At 39.8% G+C, this 22,440-nt stretch carries 22 protein-coding genes; 5 read left to right on the top strand and 17 right to left on the bottom strand.

Translation table 11 applies throughout. The annotated features are described in order from the left end of the window. Positions 1–215: 215 nt before the first annotated feature. From LQZ75_RS00735 to priA, 10 genes are all read right to left on the bottom strand, one after another. Complete coding sequence (locus LQZ75_RS00735) at positions 216–1,487, bottom strand: tetratricopeptide repeat protein (RefSeq protein WP_230095928.1); 1,272 nt, start codon at positions 1,485–1,487, stop codon at positions 216–218. Between the two features lie 93 nt (positions 1,488–1,580). Then, on the bottom strand, positions 1,581–2,891 hold the full coding sequence (der, locus tag LQZ75_RS00730; protein ID WP_230095927.1) for a ribosome biogenesis GTPase Der: 1,311 nt from the start codon (positions 2,889–2,891) through the stop codon (positions 1,581–1,583). A 77-nt stretch (positions 2,892–2,968) separates the two neighbouring features. After that, on the bottom strand, positions 2,969–4,171 hold the full coding sequence (gene rpsA / locus LQZ75_RS00725) for a 30S ribosomal protein S1 (RefSeq protein ID WP_230095926.1): 1,203 nt from the start codon (positions 4,169–4,171) through the stop codon (positions 2,969–2,971). A 97-nt stretch (positions 4,172–4,268) separates the two neighbouring features. Continuing rightward, positions 4,269–4,964 (bottom strand): (d)CMP kinase, encoded by a 696-nt coding sequence (cmk, locus tag LQZ75_RS00720; protein WP_230095925.1) that lies wholly within the window; start codon positions 4,962–4,964, stop codon positions 4,269–4,271. A 29-nt stretch (positions 4,965–4,993) separates the two neighbouring features. Continuing rightward, positions 4,994–5,659 (bottom strand): hypothetical protein, encoded by a 666-nt coding sequence (locus tag LQZ75_RS00715; RefSeq protein ID WP_230095924.1) that lies wholly within the window; start codon positions 5,657–5,659, stop codon positions 4,994–4,996. Positions 5,660–5,715: 56 nt separating this feature from the next. Further along, positions 5,716–7,161, bottom strand: coding sequence for a RecQ family ATP-dependent DNA helicase (locus tag LQZ75_RS00710; protein ID WP_230095923.1), 1,446 nt, complete (start codon positions 7,159–7,161; stop codon positions 5,716–5,718). Then, the gene (locus tag LQZ75_RS00705) at positions 7,148–8,200 is read right to left on the bottom strand and encodes a helix-turn-helix domain-containing protein (protein ID WP_230095922.1); all 1,053 of its coding nucleotides are present in this window, start codon (positions 8,198–8,200) and stop codon (positions 7,148–7,150) included. The genes LQZ75_RS00710 and LQZ75_RS00705 overlap by 14 nt, the downstream gene beginning before the upstream one ends. Before the next feature lie 18 nt (positions 8,201–8,218). Beyond that, entirely contained in the window at positions 8,219–9,577 is a 1,359-nt protein-coding gene (rsmB, locus tag LQZ75_RS00700) for a 16S rRNA (cytosine(967)-C(5))-methyltransferase RsmB (protein WP_230095921.1), read from the bottom strand. Further along, positions 9,570–10,520 carry a methionyl-tRNA formyltransferase gene (fmt, locus tag LQZ75_RS00695; RefSeq protein WP_230095920.1) on the bottom strand — a complete coding sequence of 317 codons (951 nt, stop codon included), beginning with the start codon at positions 10,518–10,520 and terminating at the stop codon, positions 9,570–9,572. The genes rsmB and fmt overlap by 8 nt, the downstream gene beginning before the upstream one ends. A gap of 12 nt (positions 10,521–10,532) precedes the next feature. After that, positions 10,533–12,956 carry a primosomal protein N' gene (priA, locus tag LQZ75_RS00690; RefSeq protein ID WP_230095919.1) on the bottom strand — a complete coding sequence of 808 codons (2,424 nt, stop codon included), beginning with the start codon at positions 12,954–12,956 and terminating at the stop codon, positions 10,533–10,535. Positions 12,957–13,233: 277 nt separating this feature from the next. Here priA and LQZ75_RS00685 point away from each other — a divergent pair, with 277 nt between their 5' ends. The 3 genes from LQZ75_RS00685 (at position 13,234) to LQZ75_RS00675 (ending at position 15,034) form a co-directional block, all read left to right on the top strand. After that, complete coding sequence (locus LQZ75_RS00685) at positions 13,234–13,845, top strand: GNAT family N-acetyltransferase (protein ID WP_230095918.1); 612 nt, start codon at positions 13,234–13,236, stop codon at positions 13,843–13,845. A gap of 23 nt (positions 13,846–13,868) precedes the next feature. Further along, positions 13,869–14,156: a bacteriocin immunity family protein gene (locus tag LQZ75_RS00680; RefSeq protein WP_230095917.1), complete on the top strand. Its 288-nt coding sequence runs from the start codon at positions 13,869–13,871 to the stop codon at positions 14,154–14,156. 197 nt (positions 14,157–14,353) lie between these two features. Further along, on the top strand, positions 14,354–15,034 hold the full coding sequence (locus LQZ75_RS00675; RefSeq protein ID WP_230095916.1) for a helix-turn-helix domain-containing protein: 681 nt from the start codon (positions 14,354–14,356) through the stop codon (positions 15,032–15,034). Between the two features lie 151 nt (positions 15,035–15,185). On the opposite strand, the gene LQZ75_RS00670 is transcribed toward LQZ75_RS00675, so the two are convergent. Further along, positions 15,186–15,716 (bottom strand): DUF4811 domain-containing protein, encoded by a 531-nt coding sequence (locus LQZ75_RS00670; protein WP_230095915.1) that lies wholly within the window; start codon positions 15,714–15,716, stop codon positions 15,186–15,188. A 1-nt stretch (position 15,717) separates the two neighbouring features. After that, on the bottom strand, positions 15,718–17,196 hold the full coding sequence (locus LQZ75_RS00665; RefSeq protein ID WP_230095914.1) for an MDR family MFS transporter: 1,479 nt from the start codon (positions 17,194–17,196) through the stop codon (positions 15,718–15,720). 139 nt (positions 17,197–17,335) lie between these two features. Here LQZ75_RS00665 and LQZ75_RS00660 point away from each other — a divergent pair, with 139 nt between their 5' ends. Continuing rightward, positions 17,336–17,893, top strand: coding sequence for a TetR/AcrR family transcriptional regulator (locus LQZ75_RS00660; protein WP_230095913.1), 558 nt, complete (start codon positions 17,336–17,338; stop codon positions 17,891–17,893). A 125-nt stretch (positions 17,894–18,018) separates the two neighbouring features. On the opposite strand, the gene LQZ75_RS00655 is transcribed toward LQZ75_RS00660, so the two are convergent. The 4 genes from LQZ75_RS00655 to prmA all read right to left on the bottom strand — a co-directional run bounded on the left by LQZ75_RS00655 (position 18,019) and on the right by prmA (position 20,508). Further along, positions 18,019–18,162 (bottom strand): hypothetical protein, encoded by a 144-nt coding sequence (locus LQZ75_RS00655; RefSeq protein ID WP_230095912.1) that lies wholly within the window; start codon positions 18,160–18,162, stop codon positions 18,019–18,021. Positions 18,163–18,345: 183 nt separating this feature from the next. Continuing rightward, positions 18,346–18,744 (bottom strand): hypothetical protein, encoded by a 399-nt coding sequence (locus LQZ75_RS00650; protein WP_230095911.1) that lies wholly within the window; start codon positions 18,742–18,744, stop codon positions 18,346–18,348. Positions 18,745–18,775: 31 nt separating this feature from the next. Next, on the bottom strand, positions 18,776–19,522 hold the full coding sequence (locus tag LQZ75_RS00645) for a 16S rRNA (uracil(1498)-N(3))-methyltransferase (RefSeq protein ID WP_230095910.1): 747 nt from the start codon (positions 19,520–19,522) through the stop codon (positions 18,776–18,778). Between the two features lie 8 nt (positions 19,523–19,530). Next, complete coding sequence (prmA, locus tag LQZ75_RS00640) at positions 19,531–20,508, bottom strand: 50S ribosomal protein L11 methyltransferase (RefSeq protein ID WP_230095909.1); 978 nt, start codon at positions 20,506–20,508, stop codon at positions 19,531–19,533. A 262-nt stretch (positions 20,509–20,770) separates the two neighbouring features. Here prmA and LQZ75_RS00635 point away from each other — a divergent pair, with 262 nt between their 5' ends. After that, complete coding sequence (locus LQZ75_RS00635) at positions 20,771–20,962, top strand: PspC domain-containing protein (RefSeq protein WP_230095908.1); 192 nt, start codon at positions 20,771–20,773, stop codon at positions 20,960–20,962. 212 nt (positions 20,963–21,174) lie between these two features. Here the strand turns inward: LQZ75_RS00635 and LQZ75_RS00630 are convergent, their stop codons facing one another. Continuing rightward, a complete protein-coding gene (locus LQZ75_RS00630) occupies positions 21,175–22,359 on the bottom strand; it encodes an iron-containing alcohol dehydrogenase (RefSeq protein ID WP_230095907.1) in 1,185 nt (394 codons plus the stop codon). Positions 22,360–22,440 lie beyond the last annotated feature (81 nt).

Raw genomic sequence — 22,440 nt, 5'->3', positions numbered from 1 at the left:
TAATGTTTATATAACTTTAACACAATATCTATATTTCCTATACCTGTTCTTTACATTATCTTGATTTAGCCACAAAAAAAGCGTTATTTCAAGGCTTTGAAATAACACTTTTATTTATATTACAATTTAACCTTTACAAAACACCTCATTATCTTTCAAAATGAGGTCCCCTTTTACCATGTCCAGGTACTTAAAATTAGCGCTAATTCCCTAGATTACAATTCATCAGCTAAGGCACTGACTTGGTCAAGCATATCATAATCTTCAGGTTGTAGTTGAACATATTGACGACCAAGCTCTAAGGCCCACTGACGATCAGCATCTTCTTTAGCAAAGCTGAAGGCTTCATGTAAGTAATCCGCATTATCCATAAAGCTATCCGCTGCCGCATGCCAATATTTACGGGCTAATTCCCACTGGTCAACACGCGTTAATGACTTAGCCACGTTCCAATAAATTTGCGGGTCAACTTCATCATTTTGGACATAATCACTCAACAACTCAATGTTGTCATCATCATTTTCGGCTTGTAAATACAAGTTAGATAATCCCAATACTAATGAAACATCGTCTGGTTCAATGACTAACCCTTCTTCATAATACTTAGTTGCTAAGGCAAAATCACCCAACTTAATGGCGGTTTCAGCGGCAATCTTAAAGAGTGTTTCGTTAAATTCATCAACCGCTAATCCTTGTTGGAAAATCCGTAACGCATCTTCTAACTGATTAGTTTCAACTAACGCTTGCCCTAAGTATGGGTAGACACTCGCAAATTGAGTATCCATTTCGATGACTTTTTCCAATGCTGGAATCGCCTTTTCATATTCCTTTAATTGGAAATACGTAAAGCCAAGTTGGAATTGAATTGCTGGTGTCATATCAGCTTCATGAATTTGTTCTAAGTAGCCAATCGCATTATCAAAGTTCCCAGCTTGGGCGTAAGCGACCCCAATTCGCGAAACTAAATCAACCCGAGAAAAGTTCTTAACCCCTTGTAACAAGAGTTCTTTGTAGAATTTAATCGCTTCTTTAAATTGCCGCATATTGAAATAAAATTCCCCGAGTGCAAATAAAATCACTGGTTCATCTGGGGCAAGATTATATGCTTCCACGAGCTTTTGTTCACTCGCTTCAAATAATTCTTCCGTTTGGTATAAATCAGCCATCACTAATAAGCTTTCAAGGTAAGCTGATGAGGCCGGTGTGATTTGGCTTAAGTAATTAATAGCTTCATCAATCTCACCTTCATCAATTAAGACATCGGCTAAGCCTGTCCGCAATTCATCAGCATCAGGATACGCTTCGAGCAGCTTCAAATAAACACGTTTGGCTTGCTTTAAGAAGCCTAAACCATATAATTCTTCTGCTAAGCTAAAAAGCATATCATCATCATCATGGCGTAAAGCAGAAGCAAACAACTTCTTCGCTGCTTCTAATTGGCCACTACTTAAGGCAACTAACATTTGTTCTGAATATGATTCTTGCATGATATTCTCCTTTTAACTACAAAACTACGAGATAACAAAACCCACACAGCTGCCTAAGCATTTGTGCGGGTCGTCGTACTTAATTAATGAAGCTTACTTACGTTCACGAATAATTAAGTGAACTGGAGTCCCTGTGAAATCAAAGGCTTTACGAATTTGATTTTCAAGGAAGCGTTGGTATGAGAAGTGCATCAATTCAGGATCGTTAACAAACACCACAAATGTTGGTGGTTGAACTGCTACTTGCGTTCCATAGTAGATTCGCAAGCGTTTCCCGTGGACAGTTGGGGTTGGCGTAGTAGCAACCGCATCCAAGATAACTTCGTTCAAGACCGAACTAGTAATCCGCTTTTTGTGGTTTTCATTTACTTGCTTAATTAAAGCTGGTAATTTTTCTAACCGTTGTTTAGTTTTTGCTGACACAAAGACAATTGGCGCATAATCCAAGTACTTAAATTCATTACGAATATGGTCTTCGAATTCTTGCATTGTTTTGTTATCTTTTTCAATGGCATCCCATTTGTTAACAACCAAAATGATTGCTCGACCAGCTTCGTGGGCATAACCCGCCACGTGCTTGTCTTGTTCACGAATACCTTCTTCAGCATTGATAACCATTAAAATAACATTTGAGTCATCAATGGCCCGCATCGCCCGCATAACAGAGTACTTTTCTGTACTTTCATATACTTTACCACGCTTACGAATACCGGCTGTATCGACCATCACAAATTCATCACCTTCATCAGTGGTAAATTTAGTATCGACCGCATCTCGCGTTGTTCCTTCAATTGGTGACACAATAACCCGGTCTTCACCAAGTAAAGCATTCACTAATGATGACTTACCAACGTTTGGACGACCAATAAATGAGAAGCGAATTGAATCATCTTCAACTTCTTCTTCGGCTTCTGGGAAGTTTTTAACTACTTCATCCAACAAGTCCCCTAAACCAATCCCGTGTGAACCTGAGATTGGGTAAACTTCTCCAAATCCGAGTGCATAGAAATCATAAATTTCTGAACGCATTTCAAAGTTATCAACTTTGTTAACGGCCACAATAACTGGCTTGTCAGCGCGATATAAAATCTTTGCGACGTGTTCATCAGCATCCGTCAAACCTTCTTGTGCACTAACCATAAAGACGATAACATCAGCTTCGTCAATGGCAACTTCGGCTTGTTCCGTAATTTGCCGCATGAATGGTTGGTCATCGATATCAATTCCCCCAGTATCAATCAAGCGGAATTCATGACCGAGCCATTCACCACGTGCATAAATCCGGTCACGTGTAACCCCTGGCGTATCTTCAACAATTGAGATACGGTCACCAACAACCCGGTTAAAAATTGTTGATTTACCGACATTTGGTCGGCCAACAATTGCAACTAATGGATATCCCATAGTGATTCTCCTTTTTTATATGTTTATAAAATAAAAGAGAAGATCGGCTCTTCACCAATCTTCTCTTTAAATGACAATTACTTGTTCAAGTCACCAAGAATATCGCCAATAGTGAAGCCTTCGTCATCGTCAGAGCTGTAGTTCTTGATGTCTGATGATGATGCAGAAGATTTATCTTCTGACTTTTCAGCTTTTTGAGCAGCTGGGCGTTCTTCTAAAGCCTTGATTGAAAGGCTCAAACGTTGAGCAGCTGGGTCAACTGACAATACCTTAACCTTAACTGATTCACCTGACTTCAATACGTCAGAAGGTGCATCAATGTGGTTGTGTGAGATTTGTGAAATGTGAACCAAACCTTCAACACCGGCAGCAACTTCAACGAAAGCACCGAAGTCAGTCAAACGCTTAACAGTTCCTTCAAGGACAGAACCTTCAGGAGCGTCTTGCGCAATCTTTTCCCATGGGCCAGGTTGAGTTTGCTTGATTGACAATGAAATACGTTGCTTTTCAGCGTCCATTGCAAGTACTTTAACCTTAACAGTTTCACCAACTGAAAGAACATCAGATGGTTTTGAAACGCGGTCGTATGAAATTTCTGATACGTGGACAAGTCCATCTACACCACCGAGGTCGATGAAAGCACCAAAGTCAGTCATACGAGCAACTTTACCTTCAACAACATCGTTCACGCTGATTTGGCCAAATACTTTTTCAATAGCAGCTGAGTGTTCAGCTGAAAGAACGGCACGACGTGAAAGGATCAAGCGGTTGTCAGCTGGATCGATTTCTACGATTTCAGCACGGACAGTTTGACCTTTGTATTGGTTTAAATCTGAAACGAAACGGTTTTCGATCATTGAAGCAGGAATGAAACCACGAACACCAGCATCAACTACCAAGCCACCACGGACAACTTGGATAACAGGTACTTCAAGGATATCACCAGGCTTGTGGTCTTTTTCAAGATTTTCCCAAGCCTTACGTACTTCAAGGCGCTTCTTAGAAAGGAGGTATGAACCACCTTCCTTATCGCTACCGATTTTACGAGTAACAACAAGGTCTAAAACGTCACCGATTTTTAATTCTGCAGTCATATCTGCATCTGGGTTGTTTGAGTATTCACGACCTGGAATCACACCTTCAACACCAGTACCTTGAATTCCCACAATAGCTTGACGTTGATCGTCAAATGCTAAAACTTCACCCTTAACAATGTCACCAACATTAATTTCTGCTGCTGCATCAAGGGCTGCTAATAATTCGTTGTTTTCTTCATTCATGAAAAACAATCCTCCAATAAAACGACTCTATAGGATATTGTACCCTACTTATCAGTTTTTGACTATATATTTATCTCAATTATCACAAAAAAATTATTTAGCCGATTTTTTTGCTAATTAAATTAGTGATTTCTGTAACTACTTGTTCGATGCTTAACCCTGTTGTATCAACCAATACAGCATCATCGGCCTGCTTTAATGGTGATACTTCACGGTGGGAATCAAGATAGTCACGACGCGCAATTGATGCTTCAATTTCTTCCAATGTTAACTCAGTATCAAGCCCCTTCGCTTGATTTTCAGCAAATCGCCGTTGGGCACGTTCCGCGACACTGGCCACTAAAAAGATTTTAACTTGCGCATTTGGTAATACCATTGTCCCAATATCACGTCCATCCATAACGACACTACTTGTCGCTGCCAATTGCCGTTGTCGTTCAACTAAGTCCGTCCGCACAGCTGGAATGGCCGCAACCAATGAAACCAAACTATTAACATCGGCTTGACGAATATCTTCAGTTACATCGGTATCATTTAAAAAGACCAGTTGACCATTTTCACTAGGAGCAAAACCAATTTCAACATTAGTTAATAACTCACTAATTACTTGCTCATCAGCACTAGTTTGACCAACCGTAATTTTATTAGCACGGATGGCCGCCAAAGTAATGGTCCGATACATGGCACCCGTATCGACATAGATGTAGCCGAGTTGGGTTGCAATAATTTTAGCAATCGTTGACTTACCTGCCGAAGCGGGACCATCAATTGCGACTTGTATTTTTGTTGTCATAAATTACTTAATGTTCCAATCTATTTGTTTTATTTAACGCGAAGTGATTCGCCGACGTGCACGTTATTTAAATCAACACCAGGATTCAATGCTTGCAATTCACTCAATGACATTCCGTGTGCCAATGCTAAACGGTAGCCATTAACCTTAACAGTGTCATATTGACCATCGGCTGATGAACTTGAGCTGCTATCAGCACTACTTGATGAGCTTGATGAGTCTGCTTGTTTAGCTGATTCTGCAGCTTTGGCCGCATCAATTGAAGATTGTTTAGCTGCTTGACTGCTTGCGACAGCCGCACTACTTGCAGCGGCACGACTATTAGCCACAGCTTGGCTACTAGCAGCGGCAACACTACTTGCATCAGCTTTACTTTGGGCATCTGCTGCATCTTCCTTAGACTTAGCAGATGCTGCTTTATGACTACTATTACTTGGCGTAGTTGTTGAAATTTGCGTTTGGGTAGGTTCATCAGCTGATGAGCTTGAAGCGTTAATTGATTCAACATAACGCACCACTGGATAGGCTGCTAAAACAACCACCGCCAAAATCAATAGACTAACAATCCATGCCGTACGTGAACTCCGCTTACGAAACTGAGTCCGTGATGGGGCCGCTGATTCTTCCGGACTATTTTCTTCTGAAAAAGAAGCCTCCCACGGTTGCTTTTTTTGATCGTCGTTTTTTTGAGTCATGAAACTCCTCCTAAAAATTATCAGTGAATATTGTACCATATATCATAATAATCAGCTTACTGATTAAATAATTTTTCTAACCGCTTTTGCCAATCAATATTTGCACTAGCATTGTTACTTTCTGTTACCGGCAAATGCAAACTTGGAATTTCTAAAGGTGTTGCTTGGGTTGACCAATTTCCAGCAGCCGCCCCTGTTAACTCAGCCTCACCAAAGACCCGTAATAAATAGTTGCGTTTTTCTGTCGTAATTTCAATATACTGCACCATTTGCTGAAGCGCCAATCTTTTGACTAGCAATCGCCGTTGAAATAATTGCATAACTGCTTGGGCATCTAAGCCTTGGGCCGCATAATACTGTAACAAGCGCAATTGTTGCGGTTCAAATACATAATGCGGTGTTTGTAAATAAAAATGTTTAATTGTCACTTCATCCGGAATACCACTAATTAATAAATTATTAACTAAGTAATCATCGGTTTCAGTATATAGCAAAATCGCTACGGCTGGTTGTTGGTCCCGGCCAGCCCGGCCAATTTCTTGTAAATAACTTTCTAAGTCACTAGCCATATGGTAATGAATCACCCACCGCACATCAGCTTTATCAATGCCCATTCCAAAAGCAGACGTTGCCACAATTACATCCAACTGATTTTGCATAAATTGTTGTTGAATCGCAAACCGTTGTTCATTTTCAATGTCACCATGATATGTCGCTACTTTACGCTCCGTTTTTTGCTGGATATCAATGCGCAGTTGATTTGCTTGCTTCTTACTTGAAAGATAAATAATCCCGGGACCCGGTAATTCCCGCACTAATGCCAATAACCGGGCATGTTTTTCTTGTTCATTGGCGAGTTTTTCTGTTCGTAAATGAATATTAGGACGATTGACTGAATACACAAATTCCGTTAATGGCGTTGTTAATTCAAATTGACTTTGAATTTGTGCGCGGACTTTTTCACCGGCCGTTGCGGTTAATAATAGTAAACGAGGGTGTTTAAATGCGGCATATGCCCGCCCAATTTCTAAATAATCGGGTCGAAAATCAGGCCCCCATTGGGCAATACTATGAGCTTCATCAACCACTAACAAATTAATTGTTTGTTGAGCTAAAGCCTCAAGTACGCCCGGTTGCGTTAATGTTTCGGGGGCAATAAATAAATAATCAAATTTGGCTAAATTTTGTAAAATAAAATACTTAGTCCGCGGATGTTGCATCGAATTTAACGCGACCGTCCGGCGAATTCCATGGGCATTTAACCGGGCAACTTGATCTTGCATTAGCGATAACAATGGTGAAACAATGACCGTTAAGCCCCCTAAATAGCGTCCTGCTAATTCATAAATCAAGCTCTTACCGGTTCCGGTTGGCAAGACCGCTAAAACATCTTCGTGGCGTTCCAACAGTGCTGTGAGCACTTCAGCTTGACCTGGGCGAAAATCATCAAAATGGTAATGCTGCTGTAAATACGCCCGCAGCTGGTCATTAAAGTTTGACATTCATGGCCTCCCGTTGTTTCGCTAATTGCAATAACTGATATAACCTAAAATACGTAAAGTAGCGCGGATCTTTACCACCCGCATAGGCTTTAAAATCCCACGTACTAATATCAGACACCTCATAACACTGCGCTAATGTCGTCTGCTCAGCATTTGGAATTAGTTCTTGAATCTCACTGGCCGACCATTGTTGCAACATCGCTGCTTGTAAAATATGCTCACGAACCGTATTGGCTTTAATCTGGCGACGTTGGGCCACTTGACTTAACGAATGCGTTTGTTGCCACAATTCAACACTCTGCTGGGCACTATTGGATAATAATGGCCGGGCCGTAACTGTCATTAAGCTTTTAATTAACGAATCTGTTTGCAAGCTAGTTGTCATCAAGGCCGCTAGCTGGTCAAGTTGCCATAATTGCCAGTCAAACTCCGTCCAAGTTACTGGTACGGCAAGTTCACTAAACAAAGCATTGGCAACCTCATGGCCAAAAAGCATCTGGGTAAATAACTCAGCATCCGTATCAGGTATTGACTTTAACCATGTTGTTAATTCTTGATACCACTGGTTAATCAGAATTTCGCGTGGATGCATCTTTAACCAGTGTTTCAGTTGCCATTGCGCCCGTAAGTCAATTTGATAAGGATAAAATTGAGCGTTACTGTACGCTAACTCCGAGATTGTTTGATTAGCTAATAAGAAAACATCACGAAATAACTTCAAGTCATACGTCTGATTGATTGCTAAATTACGAGGGACATAATGTTCGACTTGATATTGACCTTGAGCCGCCACCCCTTTAGCCGTTAATTGAACTAAGCCTTGCTCATTGCGTGCGAGTAAACCGGCATGGTGTAGTTGTTTAACATACTTTGCCATGTCAACATTTTCAAATAACCCCGTCTCTGGTAAGACATCATACACTAAGCCCCAAAAACTAGTTGAAACCGTTTGCGCACCACCTTGCCAAATATTACTAAAGACTTTGGCGCGACGCCATTCAGTTGTATTCAATTTCGTTAAAACATACCCTGCTAGCATCCCCTCGCCCCTTTGTAATTATTTAACGCGCTTTAAGTTAGCAATAAAGAAGCCATCTGATTGGTAATCATCAGGATAGATAGTCAATGTTTGATTGGCATTCGTTGGTAAGTTATTCGTTGTAACAACTGGTGCTAACTCAAACTCAGCATGGTTAGCTAAAAATTGTTGAATAACTTGTTGGTTTTCAATATCCAAAATAGTACAAGTTGAGTACGTTAATAGACCATCGACTTTAACTAAGCTGGCCACACTATCTAAAATTGCCAATTGAATCTTTTGTAAGTTTTGACTATCAGTTAATTGTTTTTCGTAACGAATTTCTGGTTTCCGACGTAACAAACCGAACCCTGAACATGGTGCGTCAACTAAAACGCGGTCAAAACTCGCTACGTCAAATTCTTCACTTAATTGACGCGCATCAATCGCTTTAGCCACAATACGGTCATCAACGTGTAACCGTTGGGCGTTGGCGTTAATTAATTTAACTTTATGGTCATGAATATCTAAGGCATTCACTTGCCCACCATCATCGGCTTCTAAGTAACTAGCAATTTGCGTAGTCTTACCACCAGGAGCTGCACATGCATCAAGGACTTTGTAACTTGGTTGGTCAAGTTGCATTACTTCGGCAACTAACATCGCTGATTCATCTTGAAGGGTAATGTAACCGTCTAAGAATGGTTGGCTACCCGCCACAAAGCCACCGTGAACGAGTAAGCCATCTTCGGCAACTTGGGATTTTTCAACTTCAAAGCCTTCTGCTTCTAAAGCAGCCAACATTTCATCGACATTGGTTACAGCCCGGTTAACCCGGACTGATTGGGCTGGTGCTTCATTAATTGAAGCAGCAATTGATTCTGTCTTAGCTAACCCAACTTGTTCATTAAGTTTTTCAAGTAACCAAACCGGTAAACTGGCGGTAACTGATAACCGTTCCACTGGGTCGGTAATGCTATCAAATGATGGTAAGCCTTCACGATCAATTTGGTGTAAAACTCCCGTAATGAAACGCCGTTGACCATCATGACCACGTTGCTTAGCAATTTCAATCGTTTCATCAAAAATTGAGTGCTTAGGAATTTTATCTAAGAATTGCATTTGGAAAATAGCCGTATAAAGTAATTCCCGTAACCAAGGTTGCATTTTCTGTGGTTGCTTTACGAATGGTTTTAACCAGAATTCAAGCGTCAAACGGTGTTGAATAACCCCATAAACGATGGTTGTATATAAATTTTTATCTTTTGGCGCCATTTCAAACTTTTTAATAGTGGCATTTAATTGTAAGTTTGAGTATGCCCCGTTTTTGATGCTTTCAAGCGTGTAAACTGCTAATGCACGTGCGGTTTTCAATTGTGGTTTTGCTGGTTTAGCCATTAAAAATTACCTGTTGTCCTTCTTCAAAACTTGCTAAGTTACCGTTTAAATAATCAGTGATACTCATTTTTGGTTTACCGGCTGGTTGTAAGTTAACCAAGCTAATAATTGTGCCTGCACCGGCCGCAAGCCAAACTTCTTTTTTAGATTTCTTCACAACCACACCGGCTGGTTGGTCAGTAGTTTCATCAATTACTTTAACGCCTTGGATTTTAGTCCGGACACCATTAATCACGGTATAAGCCGTTGGAAATGGGAATAAGCCACGGACATGGTTATCAATCACTTGCGCGGGTTGATTAAAATCAAGTTGTTCTTGTTCTGGTGTGATATTAGGTGAGAAGCTTACTAAGCTTTCATCTTGTGCAACCGGAGTTACGTTACCGGCAATTAAATCTGGTAAGGTTTTGATTAATAGGTCACGACCAAGAACACTTAACTTGTCAAACATTGTACCAACGTTATCAGTCCCAGTGATTGGTTCTTCAGCAACAGCGATTACATCCCCTGCATCCATCTTTTTAACCATGTACATAATTGAAACACCGGTTTTAGCATCTCCATTAATAATTGAATAATGTACTGGTGCCCCACCACGGTATTTTGGTAGTAACGATGCATGGACATTAATTGCGCCAATTTTAGCGGCGTTTAATAATTTTGTTGGTAAAAATTGGCCGAAAGCAGCCGTGATAATCAAATCAGGGTTGATATCAATCACCCGTTGCATTTCATCAGAACCACTGATTTTTTCGGGTTGTAAAACTTCAATGGCGTGAGCCAAAGCAACTTCTTTAACCGGCGTTGGCGTTAAGATACGCTTACGACCAACTGGCCGGTCTGGTTGTGTAACGACGGCTTTAACGTCGTAGCCATTAGCAATAACGGCTTCTAATATTGGAGCTGAAAACGCTGGGGTTCCCATAAATACTACGGATGTCATAAAAATCTCCTTTTACATAAAGCTGACGGGTTCACGGTCAATTGACAGTTGGAAGGCATTGCGGCCAACACTTTGGGCCCGTTCTAGCAGTTCATTTAATACTTGATCTAATTCATTTTGATGCCGATATTTGATTACAATTTGGTAATAATAACGTTGGTTAATTCGGGCAATTGAGCGTGGCGTTGGTCCTAAAAATATCGTATCAGCTGGTAATCGTTTCTTTAACCAGCGCCCAATTTGACTCATATTTTGAGCCGCCGTCCGTTCATCCAAGTCACTTCCTTGTAACTTAATCGTGAAAAAATATGGTGGGTACTTCGCAAGATGGCGTAATTGCATCTCTTGTTGATAAAATTGCTCATAATCGTGGGCTTTAGCAAGCTGAATGGCATAGTGATCAGGGTTATAGGTTTGCACATATACTTCTCCTGGTAACTCAGCGCGACCAGCCCGACCAGCAACTTGTGTTAACAACTGAAAAGTTCGTTCAGCAGCATGAAAATCTGGTAGCCCTAAGGCCGTATCCGCATTTAACACACCGACTAATGTCACCAACGGAAAATCTAGTCCTTTAGCAATCATTTGGGTACCAAGTAAAATATCAGCTTCATGGGCGCCAAACGCCGTCAACATATTCTCATGGGCGCCCTTTTTACGGGTGGTATCTAAATCCATCCGTAAAATCCGTGCTTCCGGCAGTAATTCATGTAATTCTTGTTCCACTTTTTGTGTCCCAGTACCATAATAGCGAATCGCTGTTGATTGACAGTTAGGACACATCTTAGGAATACCTTCTTCGTGACCACAATAATGGCATTTCATCGAATGAGTATCCATATGAAGTGTTAACCCAATATCACAATTAGGGCATTGCAAAACATACCCACAATCCCGACACATCATAAAGCTCGAAAAACCACGGCGATTAAGCATTAAGACACTTTGCTCACCTCGAGCTAACCGTGCTTTTAAAGCGGTCAATAACGCTTCGGAAAAGGTCGATTCTGGTCCCTTTTTGATTTCTTCACGCATATCAACAATTTCAACCGCTGGCATCACCTGTTGATTAATCCGCTTAGGCATCCTTAATAACTGATAGACGCCTTTTTGGGCGCGGGCGCGAGATTCAAGCGACGGCGTAGCTGACCCTAACACAATTGGCGCTTGGTAGTATTGACTGCGCCACATCGCCACATCACGCGCATGATAACGCGGATTTTCTTCTTGTTTGTAGGTTGTTTCGTGTTCCTCGTCCATAATGATTAAACCGATATTATCTAATGGTGCAAATACCGCCGATCGAGCACCAACAACAACTTTGGCTTCCCCACGTTCAATGCGCCGCCATTCATCATAGCGTTCACCAACCGATAACCCCGAATGCAAGACCGCCACTTGTTGTCCAAAGCGTGACCGAACACGGACCATCATTTGCGGTGTTAGCGCAATCTCTGGTACTAACATTAAGGCAGTGCGACCTTGAGCTAACGTATGTTGCATTGCTTGTAAATAAACTTCGGTCTTCCCCGAACCAGTTACCCCTTCTAATAAGAACGTTTCAGCTTGGCCGGCAGCATCATTAATCGCTGTCAGGGCGGCTTGTTGGTCAGGTTGCAAGGTTAACGCTTGGCTAGGCTTAATGTCATAATTAGCCATCGGGTCACGGTAGATCTCCATTGGTACTTTAGCTAACCAACCTTTTTTAGCGCCCGTTGTAATAACTGCTTCACTGATATCGTAGGTGGCTAAAATTTGTTCTTTAGCAACTACTTGCTCAGGGGCTAAAGTTTGTAGCAGCGAAAGTAATCCACTTTGTTTATGAGCAGCTTTAGTTAAGCCGCTTCGTGCTTCTTCAAGCTGTTCAAAATCAAGTAAGCTTTTGATTCCCAATCTGGTCTTAGCTTTGGCTTGATTATTAACTTCATAGTAAAATTCTAAGCAACCTTCACGTTGTAGCTTAGTTAATTTACTAACTTGTTCTGGGGTAAACTGCGTTTCATCATATTCAATTAATTCACGTCCCGCAAATAATTGTTGAATTTCCGGATCATTGATTTCATCAATTGGTCGTAAATATTTCTTATACTTAGCCCGAAACATACTTGGAAGCATCGCCTGTAAGACCGTAATTTGAAAGGCATAGGCTTGATGTGCCAACCAAGCAGATAAGCTAATTAACTCTTGGTTTAATACGGGCTTTAAGTCTAAGACCGCCTTAATCATTTTAAGTTGCACATTTTCTTGAGCAGTTGGATCAACTTCACTAAATCCGACGACAAACCCTTGAATCATCCGGTTACCACGCCCAAATGGTACCGCCACTCGCATCCCCAATTCAACTGTATGTTTGAGTGGAGCCGGAATTAGATAACTATATGGTTGGTTCGTTTGCATTGCCGGCACATCAACAATGACATTAGCAACCTGTTCCATTTCCGTTTCTCCCCCTTTTTTAATTGATGTTTAGCATCATTTTGTAAATAAAGCGCTAGTAATAATGATACTAGTTAGCTATAAAAATTGATAGTAGTTAATGTTTATTATACCTTGATTTTAGTTAAAAAGGCATTGCTCAACACGATATTAATGATATTTTTCGCAATTATACGGCGTACCTCAACGTTATTTTTTCAAAATTAATGGTATACTTTGATAAGTTATCATAACCAATTATTTATGTCATAATATGTAATTTTTGAGGAGCTGGTACATGGAAATAAAACAAGCAACGATTGCCGATCTCAAAGCGTTGACCAAGCTTAATTTGAATGGTTTCATCGGCTATGAACTCTTTAACGTTGATGCCCCTAATCATCAAGTCACTAAAGCATTGTGTGCGTTATTAAAACTAAATACGTTAGCTAGTATCCACGCCGGTTATAGCTATGCTTGCTACGACAATGCCCAACTGGTCGGTTATTTTAGCTTGATTCCAGCTGGTCAAGAACTCGATGGCCCCGCCTTTTTAAAGGCTGGCGCTTGGAAATTGCCATTTCAAACGACTTTTAAAGTAACCCGCCGCTTGTTAGGCAATGTTTTACAAGCTGAAGCCATTTTGAAGCCATTTCCAAAAGATTACTGGTATTTAGATACCCTCGTCGTGGCTCCTGGCCAACAAGGTAGTGGCTATGGGTCAAAAATTTTAACCGCCGTTAAGGATCACGTTATCGAACACGGCGGGCATAAATTACGTTTAATCACAAACGCTAAACGCAATCGCGATTTTTATACGAAAAACGCTTTTATCAATGACGTAATGCTTACACCAAATGATAATAAGCGGAACTTCACAACTTGGTCGTTTTATTTTGATATTAAATAACCTAATTCACAGAGGAGATTAACATGAGTAATGTAACTTGGTTTGCTGGCGGAAAAGACCGCAATGAAAAAGCCTTAGAAATAATTAACACCTTACTAGCAACAATTAAGCCCGAAACACAATTGCATCAAGTATTAACGGATTATCACAAGCAACTAACTAAACCGACAACAGCAGTTCCATTAATTTTAAGTCAACTCAACTTAGCCATTGCTAATGCCACTAAAGAAGATGGTACGCAATTAACCGCTGAAGAAGCAACATTAATCAAACAAATTAATGAATTAAGCAACATTCGCTATGGATATTAAAAAAGCCGCCCATTAAGGCGGCTTTTTATGTTCATCTATTAATTGTATATATCAATAACTTTAATTTAAGTGATTTTAAATAACTCTTCATCGCACGAATTAGGGTCTAATTTAGATGCCATTTATCAATGTAACACGCTAATTGCGTTACATTAACCAAAAAAATCCGTATGCTAAATTTAAAGGAGCTATTAAAAATGGAATTTGCTAATAACTTAAGAACCACCCGTAAGGCATTAAACATAACTCAACAAGAACTCGCCGACCAATTACACGTCACCCGCCAAACTTTGTCTCGTTGGGAAAATAATCAAAGTTATCCTAATCTCGATACATTAGTTCAACTTAGTGATTTGTTAGCAATCCCTTTAGATAGTTTACTTAAAGGAGGAGATAACCCGATGGTTACCAAAATTAGTCATGATGTTCGTACCAAAAAGCGATACCAACGCTACTTACTTATTATTGCAAGTTCACTCTTGCTAATTGTAATCTGGCTTGGGACGCTCGGATATGGGCGTGCCAATCAAATTCAACAGATTGACCGCATTAACCCTTTTTTAACACCCCAAGTTGGTTATGCTATTTTACCGCCAACCCCTGCTAGAGATAAAAATGGGTTAAAAGTAGATGCCTTTGTTGCCGATGATCCTTTTGGGAATGGTGCATGGCTTAACTTTTACACAGGTCAATACACTCCAAGTAATCAATGGACCTTAGTCGAACACAAAGGTTCGTATATTAAGCATGTGCGCTTAATTAAACAACAAACAATCCCCAAAATAATGCAGCTTCAAGTGGGCACACATTTCATCAAATATAATGCCCAAGTCGAACCACGAATTAATAAATCAAAACCTTGGTTACCATTTAACTAATAAAAAGCCTAGTTAGTAACGTTATCCGTTACTGCTATGGTAGCCTCCTGGTTGACAGGTCCCAGTGCAGAATTAATGGAAAAAAAGCAACATAAAAATAAATAATAAAAAAGTGCAAAAACTAATAAATAATGTTTTTGCACTTTTTGTATTACTTTTCTACTACCTGCCATGTGTTTGGCACTTGCAGAATGTGTTTAATTGAAATAATGTTATCTTCATTCTTATGATGGAAGAGATTTTTCCAAATGTCAGAATTGTATATCCATTTTGTCGTCACTGTCTTTACTTGAGCATTTTCAACACTAGTTTTTTCGTAGGTTGACTTTGTCTTAGTGGCTTTCACAATGGCATTTGTATCCGGTACAAAGTGCGTACTTGCCTGTTTATCGTTTTCAGAATTTTTATAAACTAAGACGTAGTTATCCGTTCCGATCTTCTTAACTGCTACGGCCTTCACGGGTGACTGATCAGGTGTAATAGCGTACACCTTCTTTGTTGTTGTCACCGTGGTTTCTTTCATACCAAAGTGATTATCCATATTTGCAGAAAGCAAACCGATTGCAAGCACAGTTGCCAGAGCAAATATGCTACCAAATATGTAACGCATTGCTTTGTTACCAATTAAAAACATAGAAAGAAAAGTCAAAACCGTTAATCCGGCAATAATCCAAATCATCATCTTACTTTTCTCCCTTCTTATCGTCTTTCATAAAGAAGACAAAGACAAAACCAATTACGGCAAAAATTAATGAACTTAAGAAAGCAGTTTGAAATCCATCCATTGAGGCGTTTAAGACTTTTCCAGCATATTGAAGTGGGTCAGAAGTCTTCAGTGAAGAACTTGGTGTATTGTTATTAATCACGTTTTGTACGATTGATGTCAATAAAGCCACTACAACAGATGAAGAAACTTGACGTAACGTGTTATTGGCAGCAGTTCCATCGGCACCTTTTTCATCAGGTAAAGCGCCCATGGCAGCAGTTGTCAATGGCATCATAACCAAGGCGATCCCCGCCATACGTAATGCGTAAAGGACAGAAATAACGACTGTTGGTGTTGTCGTATTCAAAAAGATGTAAGGGACTGTTCCTAAAGTTAAAACACCAAATCCGAAGAAACATAATAACTTCACACCGACTTTGTTATACAAAATTCCTGCAACAGGTGACATGAATCCCATGAAGAGTGCTCCCCACATCAATGTGATTCCAGAGTCCAAAGCAGACAATCCACGGACGTTCTGTAGATAAGTAGGCAGCATCATTTCGACACCGTACATGGCCATAGTTGCCAACAAAAGAGCAACAGTTGGAATAGTGAATTCTTTCTTAGCGAAGACTCGAATGTCCAAAAATGGGACTGGCAACTTCAACTGACGCCAAGCAAAAACAGCTAAGAGCATAACGCCGGCTGTAATTGGTACAATGACTTGTCCAAAGTCACCCCAACCTTGGGAAGCAACGTTTGTAAATCCCCAAAGAAAGAGACCAAAACCTGCGACAGACAAAATCAACGATGAATAGTCCAGCTTCAATTTTTGTGTTTCCATCACATTCTTCAACAAGAATGGTGCTAGAACCGTAGCAATAACAATAATGATAAATGGAATTACAAAGATTGAGCGCCAGTCGTTTGACAAAGTTAGACCCAATATTGTGTGATCTTTATCTAATATCCATCCGGACAAAGTTGGTCCAATGGCTGGAGACATTCCCACAACCAATCCCATCATTCCCATCGCAGCACCACGTTCTGCAGGTTTGAACATGTTAATGATCAAAACCTGTAACATAGGCATCATGATTCCAACAGCCATAGCTGCCACTATTCGTCCAGCGACAAAGAGCCACCACATATCTTTTTGGGCAGGTGTAAACATCGAAAGAGCCACACCAACTAGCAAGAGAACATAAGCAACAATATGCAATATTTTTGTTGGAATTCGGTTTGCCAAGTAGGCTGACAAAGGAATCATCATTCCGTTTACAAGCAAGAACCAAGTAGTTGCTTGCTGAGCAGTTGACAAGTCAATACTGAAAGCCTTCATCAAGGTTGGTAAAGCCGTTCCTAATGAAGTCTGCATTAAAGCACCTGACATGGCGGCAGTCATCAAAACTAAAAGAATTAGCCAACGGTTATAAGATGGCTTTATATTCATAATTTTTCTCCATTTCTTTATGGTATAATTTGTACCAGTGAATAACAATAATCACTATACCAGAAATTTAAACTGTGTCAATATGTTCCACTTGGTTTTTATCTGGTAAAATATTCTTAGTATTAACGAGGAGAAAAACATGAATTACGGTCAGCAAGAAAACACACGAGTCAAAGAACAGCTTGTAAACGGACTCTTTGAAGAACTGCAACACAAACCTTTTTCAGAAATTCGCATTGCTTCACTAATTAAGACAGCAGGCGTTGGGCGTACTTCTTACTACCGTAATTTTGATAGTAAGGAGGACGTTTTAAATTACTATTTGTCGCAGTTGATTATGCAACGAAGAAAACAAAAACCCATTATTCGATGGACAAGAACTTCTTTTACTGACGACTTAACAGAAACTTTCAAATTCTTTTTAAAGCAAAAAAAACGTTTTCTTTTACTATTTAATGCTGGTTTGTCAGCTTATATCTTTGAATACTTCCATTCAACTGCGAATAATGCCAAAACAGAAGAAAGAGGAAATGAATTTTTAAAAAAACCTTATTTACTTGCATTTGTTGCTGGCGCTCTCCCTTCCGTACTCTTTGAATGGCTAAAACGTGATAGCCCTGAAAGTCCAGAAGAAATGGCGAAGATGGTTGTTGCTCTCCTCCCAGCCGAGTTATTTACCGATGAAACACATCAATAAAAAACAGCCCTTAATGCTAAGGTAGCCTCCTGGTTGACAAATGAAATACTAAATTTCATTTGTCAACCAGGAGGCTTTTTATATGCCAATTATTAAGAAGCCAGTTATATGATCAAAAAATGCAATTACTTTTTAGCTTTTTGTTTTAACTTAACATACTCAATTAAAGAAATAATGCCAAAAACCACGATGGCCCCAAAGGTTGCCGTAAGCGCTGATGTGAATACCAATCCAACAATTTTAATATATTTTTGCCAAATCTTTTTCAAAGCATCGTTTTGCACCCTTAGATCAAGGCAATATAAAAAACTAGTTGGAAATGCAATGCCTTTCCAACTAGTTTTAATTTTGTTTTCATTAATGCACCGATCATAACGCCTACATATATAATGATAACCAGCAAATTTTGTTTACCAGTTACGGTTATACTCTGCACGGTTTGACGCACTTCTTTAATTACCAGATTCAAAACCACTATCAACAATATTTTTATAGTGTTCTTCACCTTCATCCTCAACGTTAACTGCCCAAGAATTAAAATGTGCCACAATTGAAAGGGCTAAATAAGTCAATGCCAAGAAATACGCATATTGGTGTTCATTAGTTTTCAATAAAAAAGTATCTAACGCAAAGATGCCTGGAAAAACAAGTAATGTCCACCATGGGGTATATGTTCGTTTGATATACCAACCAAGTGCGAAAGCGCCAATAAAGTTAATGGTGATTAACAACCAAATAATCTTACTGTTAGCACTAATTCCTGACACATTAAATACATTTGGCAGCACTGCTCCCAATAACAATCCCACTATTGCAATTACTACATAACTCCATCGTTTTGATGCAAACATACTCTTCCCTGCCTAAATCTAGATTTTATTTCTATTGTTGTGGTTGCGCTAATTCCAACGCAAAGCTAATTGCGCTCAACCAATATAGCGGTGCCGTTTCGGCCCGTAAGATACGTGGACCAAGCGCCGTTACCACATACCCATTGGCTGTTAATTTTTCAATTTCTTGTGGTGCAATGCCCCCCTCGGGACCAAAGACAGCACAAATTGATTGTTGGGGTTCAATCCTAGCTAGCGTTTGTGCCAGTTGAGCTTGCTCGCCAGTCTTAGCCGCTTCCTCATACGCAATCATTTTGTGATCAAATGCCAATGCCGTAACATCCGTTAAACTTGCCAGATAGTTAATAACTGGGACACGGGTCCGGTGAGATTGTTCAGCCGCCCCCGCCGCAATTTTTTGTAATCGGGCAATTTTTTTAGCAGCTTTATCATTCCATTTAGCTACACTCCATGCTGTTTGGACAAAGATTACCTGATTAACACCTAATTCAGTGGCTTTTTGAACAATTAATTCGGCTTTATCCCCTTTAGGCAAGCCACACACAATCGTTGTATCAACTGGCAATTCAACATTACTAGTTAATGTATCAACAACATTCATAGTTGCCATACCATCTACAACCGTTGCTAAACTTGCGATAACGACTGTTTGATTAGGTTGTACAAACTCTGCTTTGGTGCCTTCTTTAGCCCGTAAAACAGTCACAAAATGATGATAAGTTTCATCATCAAGTGTAAAAGTTGTATTGACATTATCGTTTAAAAAATACCGTTGCATACTTCACCTTAACCTTGTGCTGTAAATTCATTAACATCATCAGGATTAGGCTTGTATGCAATAATTCCATACCAATCACCAATTTGCAAAATTTGTTCAATTTTGAAGCCGGCGGCAATTTGCGCATCCCGAATTTCAGTAAATTTATCTTTAATAATTCCGCTCGTTAAGAAGTAGCCACCAAGCCGGAGTTTATCCCAGGCTTGCGGAATTAGCGGATGAATGACTTCTGCTAAAATATTAGCTACAATCAAATCAACATTTTCTTCAGCCACGTCTTTGAGTAAATCTGAAACATGGACATCAATGTCTTTAGCGACTGGATTAAGTGCTAAATTCTCTTGTGCTTTAGCCACGGCAATGTCATCGATATCAGTTGCCGTAATTGGGCCAACACCAAGATGCTTCGCCGCAATACTCAAAACACCAGAACCCGTCCCAACATCAAGGACCCGTTCACCACCACGAACAACAATCGTCAAGGCTTCTAACATCAAGCGGGTTGTTGGGTGCGTTCCTGTCCCAAAAGCCATCCCCGGATCAAGAACAATGAGCTTCTCATCACTTTGAGCTGGTTGGTAATCTAACCATGAAGGTACAACTGTTAAATTACGGGTCACTCGTACTGGATGGTAATATTTTTTCCAAGCAGTCGCCCATTTTTGATTATCAATATCTTTGACAATCACATCCCCAGGCAAGTAGTCCAAACCAAATTCACCTAATTGCACTACCTTAGCTTTAATTTGCGGTAAAATTGCCGGATCAAAATCATCCTCATCAAAGTAGCCACTTACAACAGCTCCAACCTTAGGTAAGTTTAACTCATCCCAATCAATATAGACGGTTTCATCAGCTCGTTCATAGTTTAAGTTTTCGTTGGCATCCTCGATTTGAATACCCGCCGCACCAAGTTCCATTAAAATACTTGATACTGCTTCAACGGCCTCACTGGCAGTCTTAACGCTGACTTCAGTCCAATTCATCGTTTGTTCTCCATTATCTTTGAATAATATTATGTCATTAATAGCCCACACAAATTTGGTGATTATTACATTTAATACTTTAATTCTAAAGCATTAATAGGGTCGATGGCAAATTTATCAATACTAATGGCCATAATAGCTTTGTTTACTATACTTGACCCTGTGATTAAGGTCAATTCAATTAACAAGCTTTTAATTTTAATTAACTTAATTTTTCGATATACTTAGACTGTAGCAGCATATCTTTAAGGAGGCTTAGGTTATGAATAAACGACTTTTCCGTAGTAATGACAATCGCATATGGCTTGGTGTCTTAGGTGGCTTAGGTGAATACTTAAACGTTGACCCTACTCTTTTACGCGTGATTTTTGTGGTTTTTGGCGTCTTTGCGAATGTTTTGACACCTATCATCTACCTGCTCTGTGCGTGGTTGATGCCCAAGCGTTTTGAATAGTTAATGTAATTTTTAATAAATAAAAAACCGAAGGCAGTCGTCCTGATTGCCTTCGGTTTTTATGTGCAATTTAGTAGGTAATGCTACCGCTTTTTTCGGTTACTTAGCCAGCCAATAAAGCCAATAATTGCACCTGTAATTAAAGCACCAATAATAAATGGCACAATCATAATATTGTCGGTTAAAATTCCCATAATTCCTCCTGCTAAGGCTTATTCAAAACCGTCTGTCGTCATTGACTTTCGGTATAAGTCTACCACATCAGCAGGTGTTAATGGTACATAACCGGTTACTGTTAGGTCCTTTAAGTTAACCGCATGCTCAGCCATTGCCACAAAATTAGTTTCTTCATTAATGTCAACACCACCTAGTGTCGTTGGCAAGCCTAATGCTTTAATCCAATCATACGTTGCTTGAATCGCATCATGCGCAACTTGGCTATCTTCACCATCCAAGTGCCAGACATTCCGACCAAAGGCCACAAATTTAGCCTCTGTATCAGCATTCAAACAAAATTCCATCCAACGAGGCGTTAAAATAGCTAACCCAGCACCGTGAGTAATGTCATAGTAAGCTGACAATTCATGTTCCATTGGGTGAACACTCCAACCATTACTATTACCAAGACCAACTAAGCCATTTAGGGCCATCGTTGAAGCCCACATTAAGTTAGCTCGCGCATCATAGTTATCAGGTTGCGCAAGTGCTACTGGCGCCCACTTGATAACTGTCCGCATAATACCTTCAATCATCCCTGCTGTCACATCATTGTTGGCTTCCCGATCAAAGTATTGCTCTACTAAGTGGCTGAAAATATCAAATGATCCCGCAGCAGTTTGCCAAGTTGAAACACTGTACGTTAATGTTGGGTCCAAAAATGATACTGCTGGGGTATTAGGACCATAAGTTCCAATCTTTTGCTTAGTGGCTAAGTTTGAAATAACAGAACCTTTGTTCATTTCAGTTCCAGTTGCGGCAAGTGTCAAAATATCAACGACTGGTAATTGTGCAATTTCTAACCGTAAACTTGGTTTAATTACTAAGTCCCAAGCATTACCATCATAGTATTTAGCGGATGCAATCACTTTAGCAGCATCAATCACTGAACCACCACCGATTGCTAACACAACATCAACATTGTGGTCTTTAGTTAATTGTTGACCAGCCGTAACTGATTCAATCCGTGGATTAGGATCAATCCCTGCTAATTCAACAACATTTAAATCTGCTAACAAAGCTTTGACTTGATCATACAACCCACTTCGTTTGATTGAGCCACCACCGTATACTAATAAAACATTTTCCCCAAATTGACTTACCGCCGCATGTAATTTACTAGCAATTTGATCTTTACCAAACACAATTTCTGTTGCATTTTTGAAATTAAAGTTTTGCATATATCCACCTATTTTCTTTTAAAAAGTTAGTTTAGTGTTTTAATTATATATTTTCCCTATTTATGAATGCAAGTATCGACC

This window comes from Periweissella fabaria, assembly GCF_918814575.1.
GTDB classification, from domain to species: Bacteria; Bacillota; Bacilli; order Lactobacillales; family Lactobacillaceae; genus Periweissella; species Periweissella fabaria.
Note: the sequence above shows the minus strand (reverse complement) of the source record. Positions and strands in the feature narration are given on the sequence as shown.

Coding starts and splice junctions, on each gene's coding strand:
- LQZ75_RS00685 (WP_230095918.1), top strand. CDS start 13,234: ATGGAAATAAAACAAGCAACGATTGCCGATCTCAAAGCGTTGACCAAG.
- LQZ75_RS00715 (WP_230095924.1), bottom strand. CDS start 5,659: ATGACTCAAAAAAACGACGATCAAAAAAAGCAACCGTGGGAGGCTTCT.
- LQZ75_RS00710 (WP_230095923.1), bottom strand. CDS start 7,161: ATGTCAAACTTTAATGACCAGCTGCGGGCGTATTTACAGCAGCATTAC.
- LQZ75_RS00630 (WP_230095907.1), bottom strand. CDS start 22,359: ATGCAAAACTTTAATTTCAAAAATGCAACAGAAATTGTGTTTGGTAAA.
- LQZ75_RS00635 (WP_230095908.1), top strand. CDS start 20,771: ATGAATAAACGACTTTTCCGTAGTAATGACAATCGCATATGGCTTGGT.
- LQZ75_RS00705 (WP_230095922.1), bottom strand. CDS start 8,200: ATGCTAGCAGGGTATGTTTTAACGAAATTGAATACAACTGAATGGCGT.
- priA (WP_230095919.1), bottom strand. CDS start 12,956: ATGGAACAGGTTGCTAATGTCATTGTTGATGTGCCGGCAATGCAAACG.
- fmt (WP_230095920.1), bottom strand. CDS start 10,520: ATGACATCCGTAGTATTTATGGGAACCCCAGCGTTTTCAGCTCCAATA.
- LQZ75_RS00670 (WP_230095915.1), bottom strand. CDS start 15,716: ATGATGATTTGGATTATTGCCGGATTAACGGTTTTGACTTTTCTTTCT.
- LQZ75_RS00645 (WP_230095910.1), bottom strand. CDS start 19,522: ATGCAACGGTATTTTTTAAACGATAATGTCAATACAACTTTTACACTT.
- rpsA (WP_230095926.1), bottom strand. CDS start 4,171: ATGAATGAAGAAAACAACGAATTATTAGCAGCCCTTGATGCAGCAGCA.
- LQZ75_RS00665 (WP_230095914.1), bottom strand. CDS start 17,196: ATGAATATAAAGCCATCTTATAACCGTTGGCTAATTCTTTTAGTTTTG.
- LQZ75_RS00675 (WP_230095916.1), top strand. CDS start 14,354: ATGGAATTTGCTAATAACTTAAGAACCACCCGTAAGGCATTAAACATA.
- LQZ75_RS00660 (WP_230095913.1), top strand. CDS start 17,336: ATGAATTACGGTCAGCAAGAAAACACACGAGTCAAAGAACAGCTTGTA.
- cmk (WP_230095925.1), bottom strand. CDS start 4,964: ATGACAACAAAAATACAAGTCGCAATTGATGGTCCCGCTTCGGCAGGT.
- LQZ75_RS00650 (WP_230095911.1), bottom strand. CDS start 18,744: ATGTTTGCATCAAAACGATGGAGTTATGTAGTAATTGCAATAGTGGGA.
- der (WP_230095927.1), bottom strand. CDS start 2,891: ATGGGATATCCATTAGTTGCAATTGTTGGCCGACCAAATGTCGGTAAA.
- LQZ75_RS00680 (WP_230095917.1), top strand. CDS start 13,869: ATGAGTAATGTAACTTGGTTTGCTGGCGGAAAAGACCGCAATGAAAAA.
- prmA (WP_230095909.1), bottom strand. CDS start 20,508: ATGAATTGGACTGAAGTCAGCGTTAAGACTGCCAGTGAGGCCGTTGAA.
- LQZ75_RS00735 (WP_230095928.1), bottom strand. CDS start 1,487: ATGCAAGAATCATATTCAGAACAAATGTTAGTTGCCTTAAGTAGTGGC.
- rsmB (WP_230095921.1), bottom strand. CDS start 9,577: ATGGCTAAACCAGCAAAACCACAATTGAAAACCGCACGTGCATTAGCA.